This is a genomic window from Rhodopseudomonas infernalis (assembly GCF_022271405.1).
GTDB classification, from domain to species: Bacteria; Pseudomonadota; Alphaproteobacteria; order Rhizobiales; family Xanthobacteraceae; genus Rhodopseudomonas; species Rhodopseudomonas infernalis.
Window position 1 is genome coordinate 1 of sequence record NZ_JAJNAL010000077.1, and the last position, 10,186, is coordinate 10,186.

At 66.1% G+C, this 10,186-nt stretch carries 10 protein-coding genes; 2 read left to right on the forward strand and 8 right to left on the reverse strand.

What is annotated here, in order from left to right:
- Window positions 1–75 precede the first annotated feature (75 nt).
- The 4 genes from LPW26_RS25145 to dnaG all read right to left on the reverse strand — a co-directional run bounded on the left by LPW26_RS25145 (window position 76) and on the right by dnaG (window position 5,212).
- Window positions 76–357, reverse strand: a complete 282-nt coding sequence (locus LPW26_RS25145) for a type II toxin-antitoxin system RelE/ParE family toxin (protein ID WP_238738499.1) — start codon at window positions 355–357, stop codon at window positions 76–78.
- An 8-nt stretch (window positions 358–365) separates the two neighbouring features.
- Window positions 366–692: a hypothetical protein gene (locus LPW26_RS25150; RefSeq protein WP_238738500.1), complete on the reverse strand. Its 327-nt coding sequence runs from the start codon at window positions 690–692 to the stop codon at window positions 366–368.
- Window positions 693–788: 96 nt separating this feature from the next.
- Window positions 789–2,909, reverse strand: a complete 2,121-nt coding sequence (gene rpoD, locus LPW26_RS25155) for an RNA polymerase sigma factor RpoD (RefSeq protein ID WP_238738501.1) — start codon at window positions 2,907–2,909, stop codon at window positions 789–791.
- A 299-nt stretch (window positions 2,910–3,208) separates the two neighbouring features.
- The gene (gene dnaG, locus LPW26_RS25160) at window positions 3,209–5,212 is read right to left on the reverse strand and encodes a DNA primase (RefSeq protein WP_238738502.1); all 2,004 of its coding nucleotides are present in this window, start codon (window positions 5,210–5,212) and stop codon (window positions 3,209–3,211) included.
- Between the two features lie 496 nt (window positions 5,213–5,708).
- Here dnaG and LPW26_RS25165 point away from each other — a divergent pair, with 496 nt between their 5' ends.
- A complete protein-coding gene (locus tag LPW26_RS25165; RefSeq protein WP_238738503.1) occupies window positions 5,709–5,951 on the forward strand; it encodes a hypothetical protein in 243 nt (80 codons plus the stop codon).
- Here the strand turns inward: LPW26_RS25165 and LPW26_RS25170 are convergent.
- On the reverse strand, window positions 5,941–6,366 hold the full coding sequence (locus tag LPW26_RS25170; RefSeq protein ID WP_238738504.1) for a gamma-glutamylcyclotransferase family protein: 426 nt from the start codon (window positions 6,364–6,366) through the stop codon (window positions 5,941–5,943). The two genes, LPW26_RS25165 and LPW26_RS25170, sit on opposite strands and share 11 nt — an antisense overlap.
- A 28-nt stretch (window positions 6,367–6,394) precedes the next feature.
- The gene (locus LPW26_RS25175; RefSeq protein ID WP_238738505.1) at window positions 6,395–7,306 is read right to left on the reverse strand and encodes a transglutaminase family protein; all 912 of its coding nucleotides are present in this window, start codon (window positions 7,304–7,306) and stop codon (window positions 6,395–6,397) included.
- Window positions 7,307–7,387: 81 nt separating this feature from the next.
- Between LPW26_RS25175 and LPW26_RS25180 the strand changes: the two genes are divergently transcribed.
- Window positions 7,388–8,185 carry an N-formylglutamate amidohydrolase gene (locus tag LPW26_RS25180; RefSeq protein WP_238738506.1) on the forward strand — a complete coding sequence of 266 codons (798 nt, stop codon included), beginning with the start codon at window positions 7,388–7,390 and terminating at the stop codon, window positions 8,183–8,185.
- Window positions 8,186–8,447: 262 nt separating this feature from the next.
- Here LPW26_RS25180 and LPW26_RS25185 read toward each other — a convergent pair whose 3' ends face one another.
- Window positions 8,448–9,065: a LysE family translocator gene (locus LPW26_RS25185; RefSeq protein WP_238738507.1), complete on the reverse strand. Its 618-nt coding sequence runs from the start codon at window positions 9,063–9,065 to the stop codon at window positions 8,448–8,450.
- Between the two features lie 87 nt (window positions 9,066–9,152).
- Complete coding sequence (locus LPW26_RS25190) at window positions 9,153–9,992, reverse strand: DUF2189 domain-containing protein (RefSeq protein WP_238738508.1); 840 nt, start codon at window positions 9,990–9,992, stop codon at window positions 9,153–9,155.
- Window positions 9,993–10,186: the final 194 nt, after the last annotated feature.

A 10,186-nucleotide genomic window follows, 5' to 3' on the forward strand; every position in this document is an offset into this window, starting at 1 on the left:
GCCGATCCGGGTGCTCGGCCGACCCACCCCGCAAGGGGGAGGTGATCGCGAGGCCACTGCTGAGCAAGCCGTGGCCTATGGATCGCGTTGCTCGCGGCTGTGGAAGACGCGCAGCATCAAGACCCCATCGGCATCGAATGTGTAGCGCAGCACATAGACGGCGTTCAGCACCGGCAGAGTCAGCTCACGGTAGCCGCCGGGGCCGGGACGCCCGATCCGCGGATAGTCGGCAATCAGCCGCGCCCGCTTGACGATTTCGGGCGCGATACGATTTGCGATGGCGGGATGGTTGTCGTGAAGAAATTCGGCGAAGCGTTCGAGATCGGCGATGGCAGTGTCCGACCAGACGAGCTTCATGGCGGGCTCTATCCGTTTCTTGGAAACGGCTTGTAGTCAGGCGTGCCCCACGTGGCGAGCCAGCGTTCGACCTCATCCTGCGGGTAAGTCGCTTCCTCGCCGGATTTGATGGCGGCGACCTGCCGATCGAGCGCGGCGAGTTCTTCGGGGGAAATGTCGACGAGGGTGTCGGCAAGGGTCGTCAGGCTTGCGACCACTTCGGCGACGGAAACGCCCTGCGCATCGGCGCGTTCGCGCAGTCGGGTTGCGGTCGTCTCGTCGACCTCGATCAGGTGCCGGTTTGATGCCATGGGCTGTGCCTCGGCTTCCAGGCGTGGAAGGTGGGCACTGCGCAAGTGCGCCTTTGCCCACCCTACAATCTGTCTGTGGCCGCGTCGTCCTTCGAGACGCCCGGCTACGCCGGGCTCCTCAGGATGACGCGGGATCAGCGCTTAGTTATCCAAGAACGACCGCAGCTTCCGCGACCGTGACGGATGCTTCAGCTTGCGCAGGGCCTTGGCTTCGATCTGGCGGATGCGCTCGCGGGTCACCGAGAACTGCTGGCCGACTTCTTCCAGCGTGTGGTCGGTGTTCATGCCGATGCCGAAGCGCATGCGGAGTACGCGTTCTTCGCGCGGGGTGAGCGAGGCGAGCACGCGCGTGGTGGTTTCGCGCAGGTTCGACTGGATCGCTGCGTCGATCGGCAGCACCGCGTTCTTGTCCTCGATGAAGTCGCCGAGATGGCTGTCTTCCTCGTCGCCCACAGGCGTCTCGAGCGACAGCGGCTCCTTGGCGATCTTCAGGACCTTGCGGACCTTCTCGAGCGGCATGCCGAGCTTTTCGGCAAGCTCTTCGGGGGTCGGCTCGCGGCCGATCTCGTTGAGCATCTGCCGGCTCGTGCGCACGATCTTGTTGATCGTCTCGATCATGTGCACCGGGATGCGGATGGTGCGGGCCTGGTCGGCAATCGAGCGGGTGATCGCCTGCCGGATCCACCACGTCGCGTAGGTGGAGAACTTGTAGCCGCGGCGATACTCGAACTTATCGACCGCCTTCATCAGGCCAATGTTGCCCTCTTGAATGAGATCGAGGAACTGCAGGCCGCGGTTGGTGTACTTCTTGGCGATCGAGATGACGAGACGCAGGTTCGCCTCGACCATTTCCTTCTTGGCCTGACGGGCCTCGCGCTCGCCCTTCTGCACCGAGTGGACGATCTTGCGGAATTCGCCGATCTCCAGGCCCGTGAGCGCCGCCATCGACTGGATCTCCTGGCGCAGTTCCTTGATCCGGTCCTTCTCGAAGTGGACGAAGTTCTTCCAGCCCTTGGCGCTCAGTTTGGAGACGCGGTTGAGCCAGCGCGGATCGAGCTCCGAGCCCTGATAGTTGCGCAGGAAGTCCTCGCGCGCGACGCCGTGGCTGTCGCCGAGGCGCAGCAGGCGGCCTTCGAACGACACCAGCTTCTTGTTGATGTCGTAGAGCTGCTCGACCAGCGAATCGATACGGGCCTGGTTGAGCCGCAGCGACTTCACCTCGACGATGATTTCGTCCTTGAGCTTCTTGTACTTGCGCTCCTGGGACGGCGACAGCTGCTCGTTCTGCAGCTGGTTGGCGATGTCCTGCTCCTGCAGCTTGCGCAGCTTCTTGTAGTTGTCGGCGATCTTGTCGAAGGTCTCGACCACCTTCGGCTTGAGTTCGGCCTCGATGGCGGCGAGCGACATCTGGTTTTCGAACTCGTCGTCGTCCATGTCGCCTTCGGACGCGCCTTCGCCGCCTTCGCCGCCGGATTCAGCCGGCGCGGCGCCGCGCTGCTGCGCGGGCCGGAACGGAGTGGCGGCCGGGGGCGCCGCCGGCGGGGCGACGTGAGCGGGCGCGCCGCCTTCGCCTTCGGCGGTGGCTTCATCGCCGCCTTCGCCGGCCATCGCCGGGTTCATGTTGGCCTTGGCGTCGGGGCCGGCGTAGGTCGCTTCGAGATCGATGATGTCGCGAAGGAAGATCTTTCCTTCGTTGAGCTCGTCGCGCCAGATGATGATCGCCTGGAAGGTCAGCGGGCTTTCGCACAGCCCGGCGATCATCGCCTCGCGCCCGGCCTCGATCCGCTTGGCGATGGCGATTTCGCCTTCGCGCGACAACAGCTCGACGGTGCCCATCTCGCGCAGATACATGCGGACGGGATCGTCGGTGCGCTCGCCGGGTTCGGACTTCTTGGTCTCGGTGACGGCCTTCTGGGTGACCTCGACGAGGTCGTTATCCGGCTCCTCGTCAGCCTCGTCCTTGGTCTCTTCGTCCTCGCTGTCGCTGTCCTCGGCTTCGGACACGTTGATGCCCATATCCGAGAGCATCGACATGATGTCCTCGATCTGCTCGGGCGACGTGGTGTCGGACGGCAGCACTTCGTTGAGCTGATCGAAGGTCACGAAGCCGCGCTTCTTGGCCTGCTTGATCATCTTCTTGACGGCCGCATCCGACAGGTCGAGCAACGGCGAGGGAGCGTCGGCGGAGTCCTTCTCCGGCGCGTCGGCCTTGTCGTCCTTTTCCTTGTCCTTCAACTGAACCGTCTTTGCCTTGCTGGCCATTCACTGCTCCTGAACGCGCGCATGCCGGTCACGTCGCCGCGCCGTCATCAAATCTGCCTTGCCGGGTGAGACACGCAAAGGGCGGCGCTCGCCTACGCCACCCGACACGATCCCGTTTTGGATTCCCAAGAGTGCTGGATTCCCAAAGAGTGCTTGGTTTCCCAAATGGTCGCCCGAAGGCCTTCTACCGGAATGCCGTTAAGCCCTTACTAACCCTGTTTTTGCAGCCAAGGCGGGGGTTTGGCGAGTCTTTTCACGGATTCGCCGCGCGGCCCGCCCAAGGCCCACCTTATCCCGCCTCACACGCTCCGGTGGAAGCGTCCGGACGATTCGCCAAATCCTTCGATCAGCGCCTCAGTTCCGTCCACTTCCGAGAGCCGCGCCTTGACGTCCCGCAACCAGGCGACGTTGGCTTCGCTGCCGTCTTCACCCAAAGCCAGCTCGGCATCCTTCAATTCTCTAAGTAAGGAGTGCGATTGTCGATGCAAGGCAACGAGTTGCTGCCACGTCGAAAGAACATCCTCGCGCGCGGCGCCGGGCCCGGCGCCCCAGACCGCCTGGGTCGTGATCGCCCGCTCAAGCCGTTGCATCTGCTCGGTTAAACCGGCCTTGACCAGGTCGGCGCGGAGCTTGTCGGCCTGCCCGGTGTCGTCGGACGCCCGATGGTGCTCCTGGGCGAAGGCGGCGATGATGGCGGCGCGCAGCCGATGCGCCTCCGGATGAGCGAATTCCAGCGCCGCGACCTCCTCGAGGTGGTCCTCCAGCAGCCAGGGGTGGTTGAGCAGCGAAGTCAGGATCAGCGCCTCGCGGCGGGACATCGCGCTGCGCTGGCCGCGCATGATCGGGCTGGTGGCGAGCTGCGGGCTCATCATTTGGTACGGCCCGCGACCGAGCGCTGCCGTACCGGTCGGTGGGCCGCCGCGGAAGCCGGGCCGGCCGCCGCCCTGTGGATAATTGCCCCGCGGCTGAAATGGCCGCCCCGAATCACCTTGGCCACGGCCGCCTCCGCGATAGCCGCCGCCATAGCCACCTTGCGGCGCGAAGGCGGCGCGCAGCCGCTCGGCCCAGTCCTGGCGATAATAGCGCCGCACCACCTCGTCGCGGATGCCGTTCGCCAGCTCGTTGATGCGCGCCTCCAGCGCGGCGCGGCGCTCCGGCGTGGCGAAGCTGCCGCCCTCGGTTTCGCGCCGCCACAGCATGTCGCCCAGCGGCCGGGCGACGCCGAGCACCTCGTCGACCGCCAGCCGGCCGCCGGCGCGGGCGAGATCGTCGGGGTCCTGCCCCTCCGGCAGCAGCGCGAAACGCAGGCTCTTGCCGGGTGTCAGCTGCGGCAGCGCCAGATCGGCGGCCCGATATGCCGCCTTCTGGCCGGCGCGGTCGCCGTCGAAGCACAGGATCGGCTCGTCGGCCATCTTCCACAGCAGCGCCAACTGGTTCTCGGTCAGCGCGGTGCCGAGCGGCGCCACGGTGGCGGGGAAGCCGGCGGTGACCATGGCGATGACGTCGACATAGCCCTCGACCACGATGACGGAGGCCCCGTCATGGGCGGCCTTGCGGGCGGCGGCGAGGTTGTAGAGGTTGTCGCCCTTGTGAAACAGCGGCGTCTCGGGCGAATTCAGGTACTTGGCCGCGACGTCCTTCTCCAGCGCCCGGCCGCCGAACGCGATCACCCGGCCGCGGATGTCGGTGATCGGAAACATCACGCGGTCGCGGAACTTGTCGAACGGCACCGGGATGTCGTCGCCGGCCGACAGCAGTCCGGCCTCGACCATGTCCTCGACCGGGACGCCGTGCTTGCCGAGATGCTCCTTCAGGGCGAAGCGCTCCGGCGAGGCGTAGCCGATGCGGAACTTGACCTGGGTGGACGGCAGCATGCCGCGATCGGCGAGATAACCGCGGGCACGGGCGCCGGCGCGCGAGGCGAGATTGTCGGCGAAATACACCGCCGCCAGCTCCATCACGTCGTACAGCGACTTGCGCCGCTGCGCCTGCCGCGCCGCATCCGGCGTCGCCGCCGGCAGCGCCAGCCCGGCCATCGCGGCCAGCCGCTCCACCGCCTCGGGGAAATCGACGCCCTCGGTGAACATCACGAAGTCGAAGATCGAGCCGTTGCGGCCGGACGAGAAGTCGAACCACGCCTGCTTCTCGTCATTGACGAAGAACGACGGCGTCTTCTCCTGCTGGAACGGCGACAGCCCCTTCCACTCCCGCCCCGCCTTCTTCAACTTCACGCGCTTGCCGACGACATCCGACACCGGAAGCCGGGCTTTCAGCTCATCGAGAAATTGCGGCGTGAAGCGCATGAATAACCTTGGCTGACGCGGCTGACACCGCCACCGCGTTTCTGGGCGCTACAGATGAAAGGATCAAAGGGGTTATACCGGACAAAGCGTCGTCCGGTGAAGCTTTGCGATCCTCTAGGCAGTTTCCACAAGGCGCCTCGCCAAGAACACCGTCATTCCGGGGCGCTCGCGCAGCGAGCGAACCCGGAATCTCGACAATGTTGGGCACGTCTATGCCAGCCTCACCTCGCGAGCTCACCACTCGCGTCGCCCTCACCCCAGCCCTCTCCCGCAAGCGGGAGAGGGAGCGCGCTGTGAACCGGGGCTGGCTGATCACTTTTGTCCACGTTCCTTCGCATCTGCAGTAGATTTGATCTGGCTCATTGTTGCAGTGCGACAGCCGGCGCTCACTGCCGCACCCTGCTGATGCGGGGGGTCGGGGAGAACGGTTCACCAAGGTCGAGGGCTTCCCGCGCCGGTCCTGTGGATTGGCGCCAACTCATCTGGAGCCAGAACCATGGCAACTTGTACCCGATGCAATCTGGAAATGACCTCGCTCGGCGCCGAGACGGTCGACGGGGTCTATGCGATCCACTCGTGGAAGTGCGAGGACTGCGGCGATGCGCTGTCGATCGCCACGGCCGCGGTCGATGCCTACGACTTTCCGAGCTTCTGCCTGACCGAGCCAGTGCAGCCGGACTGGCTGATGCTGCTGCCGCTGGCCGCCAACGCCCACGTCGAGCTGCACCTCAACCGCTAGCGGCCACGACGTCGGCGAACCGTCCCGATGCGATGTGGCGAAGCTGCGTGACGTCCAGATTATAGATGTAGACGAACGCTTCGAGCTCGCCCGGTTCGCCCTCGCCGCAGGCGGCGAGCGTGACGCGGGCGACCTCGCGGCGATACTGCGCCGGCTGGTCGCGGCCGTCGCCGCACCCCTCGTAATCGTCGAGCTGCACCAGCAGCTCGGCCGGCCGGTGCAGCCGGAACACATCGCCGAACACAAGGTCGGAGGCGGCGGTCGCGGCGATCAGGCCCGGATAGTGCCGCACCTGATACAGCCGCCCCGGCATCGTCGCGGCGCCGAGATAGTCGGCATTGTCCGACAGCAGCCGCGCCATCGGGTGATCGTAGCCGCGCATCAGCGTGCCGTAGACGAACAGGCGATCGAGCATCGGATCTCCGCAAATCACATTGTCGCGGCTAGGCCGGCACCGCGACGGGGCGATTGTGAGCGACATCGTCGGCCGACGCCACCTTGATGCGCACGTCCATCCGCAGGAATTCGTCGGCGCCACCCACATAGCTGCCGTGCAGCGGGATCGCCTGAGACGGATCGCGCGCCACCGCAACGCGGATCAGATCGCGGCTGCCGATGATGCCGTTGGTCGGATCGAATTCGATCCAGCCGGCGCTCGGCAAATATACCTGCACCCACGCATGGGTCGAACCGCCGCCGACATGGCCGCCGTCTCCGCGGTCGTGCACGAACAGATAGCCGGAGACGAACCGCGCCGCGATGCCGAGCCGGCGCAGCGCCTCGATCATCAGCAGCGCGAAATCGCGGCAGGTGCCGCAGCCGGTCTGCAGCGTGTCGAGCGGATGCTGGGTGCCCTGGGCGTGGCGCCTGCGATAGCGGAAGCCGTCGCGGATGCCGTGGGTCATCCGGCTCAGCATGTCGAAGGTCGGGGTCGAGGCGCCGGCGTCCAGAAATCCGCGCGCCCAGACCGACAGTTCGCCGTCCGGATCGCCGTATTGCGGGCGGATGAACGGTTCGAGATCCGGATACTCGTCTTCCTCGTAAAAGAACGGGTAGAAGAATGCCCGATCAGCCGGCGTCAGCGCGAATTCTTCGCTCGGATGATGCTCGACCATGGCGGTGGATTCGAAGCTCAGCCGCGTGGCGCGCTGGTCGAAGGTTGCGATCGCCACGCTGTTGCCGAAGACGTCGTGAATCCAGCGCAGCGACGCCGGCTGCGGCGTGATCACCAGCGAGCCTTCCAGCATCCGCAGGTCATGGCCGTCGCGCGGCCGCAGCATCACGCGGTGCTCGCCGAACGCGACCGGATGGGCGTAGTGATACTCGGTGTGGTGGGTGATGGTGAGGAGTTGCATCAAGGATACATAGACTTTGCGGCGATGAGAAGATACCAGCGTTGTCCGAGGGCGGATGGCTGATTTGACAGGCACTTCAAGATGAACGGCGCACGCCAGGTGGCACTACGCCTCGAGCCCGGACAGGTTCCGGTGATCGAGCGGAATCTCGACGGACAATCGCCTTTTCTGCTGGTCTGCGACCATTATGGCCGCCAAATCCCGCCGCAGCTCGGCGATCTCGGCCTGCCGGCCGACGAGCTCACCCGCCACATCGCCTGGGATATCGGCATCGCCGGCGTCGCCGAGCGGCTGTCGGACCAGCTCGGCGCGCATCTGATCGCGCAGCGCTATTCGCGGCTGGTGATCGACTGCAACCGGCCGCCGAGCGCCGAGAGTTCGATCCCGCTGGTGAGCGAGAACACCACCGTTCCGGGCAATGACGGGCTGACCCACGAGCAGGCCGAGGAGCGTCGCCGGCTGATCTTCGATCCCTATCACGCGCGGATCGACGCGACGATCAGCGCGCGGCTTGCGGCCGGCCGGCCGACCGTGCTGCTGTCGGTGCACTCGTTCACGCCGGTGTATCACGGCATGACGCGGCCCTGGCATATCGGCACGCTGTATCACCGCGATACCGTGCTGCCGCCGCTGCTGCTCGCCGAACTGCGCCGCGAGGAGGGTCTGGTGGTCGGCGACAACCAGCCCTACGCGGTCGCCGACGGCACCGACTACTCGATCCCGGTGCACGGCGAAGCCCGCGGCCTGATCAACTCCGGCATCGAGATCCGCCAGGACCAGATCGCCGACGAACCCGGACAGGCCGAATGGGCCGACCGGCTGGCGCGCGTGCTGACGGCGATCGAGCCGGCGCTGCGCGAGAAGACGGCAGCGGGTTAGACGCCCGCCTCCCCCACGACCTCTGCGTCATTGCGAGCACCCAGATCGGCACTTCGCGTCGTCCGGGCACAGGCTTCGCGAAGCAATCCAGCTTCGTGCACCGGGCTGGATTGCTTCGTCGCTACGCTCCTCGCAATGACGGAGAAGGAGAACGCGTAGGATGGGTTAGGCGCCCTTGCGCCGTAACCCATCATCTTCGTCGCGACACCGCGTGGTGGGTTACGCGCTTCGCGCTAACCCGCCCTACGAACGGCGTCCGCGCTTACTTCGCGCGGCTCAGCGCCAGCCAAATACCACCGCCGATCATGAAGCTGCCGGAGATGCGCGACAGCAGACGCGTGCGGCGGGCGGAGAACATCGTGCGGGCGCGGCCGGCGAGCAACGCGTAGATCGCGTCGGTCATGGCCACAATCACCATGAAGGTGACGCCGAGCAGCGCCACCTGCGGGACGTGATCGCGCTGCATGTCGACGAATTGCGGGATGAAGGCGCCGAAGAACACCAGCACTTTCGGATTGGCGAGCAGTACCAAGAGCCCCTGCAGGAAGAATCCGCCGCGCGGCGTGCGCGGCGCCGCGTCGGTGGCGACGCCCTCGACCGGGTTGCGGATCAGGCCGATGCCGAGCCAGACCAGATAGGCGGCGCCGACCAGCCGCACCCAATCGAACCAGTAGCCCATGGTCGCCATCAGCGTGGTGAGCCCCGCCGCGACCAGCGCGATGACGAGACCGAGCCCAAGCTGCGCGCCCGCGATGTTCAGCAACGCCGCGCGGGTGCCGTGGCGCAGGCCGTTGGCGATCACCAGCGTCACCACCGGCCCGGGCAGCAGCGTCAGCGCGACGCAGGCGGCCACATAAGTGAGATACAGTTCGAGCGACATCGGGCAGTCCCATTCGGCAATCGTGAGTCTCGCGTCACGATAGCAGCCAAGGACCGATGGAGCGAGACGGCGTGCAGCCGCGCCCGCTCAACCACGCGATGCGACCGGCGGCAGTTGCAGGACGTTGTCGGCGGACCCGCTCGCCGGCAGTTCGGCCGCGACCGGGGCGACGATCTTGCGATACAGATGCCAGGTGGCGTGGCCGAGGATCGGCAGCGTCACCACCAGGCCGAGGAAATACGGCAGCGCCGACAGCGCCAGCAGCAGCACGATCGCCGCCGCCCAGCCGATCATCGGCAGCGGGCTCGTCACCACCGCGCGGACGCTGGTGATCATCGCGGTGACGAAATCGACGTCGCGGTCGAGCAGCAGCGGAAACGACACCACCGTCAGCGAGAACAGCACCAGCGCCAGCGCCGCCCCGATGCAATTGCCGACCGCGAGAAACACCAGCCCCTCGTTGGTGGTCAGCACCGCCGAGATGAATTCGTTCAGGCTGCCGAACGAGGCGCCGATGCCGAGGAACAGCGCGATCAGCAGGCGGATCTGATACATCCAGATCACGAACAGGAACAGCGTCACGAACGCCATCCAGCCGAGCTCGCTGCGGCTGCGCATCAGCCCGATCATCTGCCGCAGCGAGGGCCTGCGCCCGCCCTCGCGCTGGCGGCTGACTTCGTACAGGCCGAGCGCGACGAACGGCCCGAGCAGCGCGAAGCCGGCGGCGAGCGGATACGCCAGATAGACCATATGCAGCGCGGTGAGGCAGGCCAGGATGAGCATCCCGCCGGCAGCGTAGAACACCCCGAAGGCGAGGCCGTACAACGGCGCCGCCTGGAAATCCCGCAGCCCCTGTCCGAACGCCTCCGCAATATCGCCGACGCTGACGCGCCGCACGACGGGATCAACCTTCCCGGAGATCGACATGGTCGCTCCTCCCTGTGGGTGATCGGCTCATCTTGTTAGTTGGCGGAATTAGGCGCCGGGTTTCGGCTGGCGTCAATCGGAATTGAGAGCGAGGCGATGAGCGCTGCGGCGCACAACAGCGATGACTCCGAGGAACCGCATCAGAGCAGACTCACTGTCTGGGGCGCCCTCACCCCAACCCTCTCCCGCAAGCA

Bases quoted from the DNA above. Each gene is read 5' to 3' on its own strand.
- LPW26_RS25145 (WP_238738499.1), bottom strand. From the start codon at position 357: ATGAAGCTCGTCTGGTCGGACACTGCCATCGCCGATCTCGAACGCTTC.
- rpoD (WP_238738501.1), bottom strand. From the start codon at position 2,909: ATGGCCAGCAAGGCAAAGACGGTTCAGTTGAAGGACAAGGAAAAGGAC.
- dnaG (WP_238738502.1), bottom strand. From the start codon at position 5,212: ATGCGCTTCACGCCGCAATTTCTCGATGAGCTGAAAGCCCGGCTTCCG.
- LPW26_RS25165 (WP_238738503.1), top strand. From the start codon at position 5,709: ATGGCAACTTGTACCCGATGCAATCTGGAAATGACCTCGCTCGGCGCC.
- LPW26_RS25170 (WP_238738504.1), bottom strand. From the start codon at position 6,366: ATGCTCGATCGCCTGTTCGTCTACGGCACGCTGATGCGCGGCTACGAT.
- LPW26_RS25175 (WP_238738505.1), bottom strand. From the start codon at position 7,306: ATGCAACTCCTCACCATCACCCACCACACCGAGTATCACTACGCCCAT.
- LPW26_RS25180 (WP_238738506.1), top strand. From the start codon at position 7,388: ATGAACGGCGCACGCCAGGTGGCACTACGCCTCGAGCCCGGACAGGTT.
- LPW26_RS25185 (WP_238738507.1), bottom strand. From the start codon at position 9,065: ATGTCGCTCGAACTGTATCTCACTTATGTGGCCGCCTGCGTCGCGCTG.
- LPW26_RS25190 (WP_238738508.1), bottom strand. From the start codon at position 9,992: ATGTCGATCTCCGGGAAGGTTGATCCCGTCGTGCGGCGCGTCAGCGTC.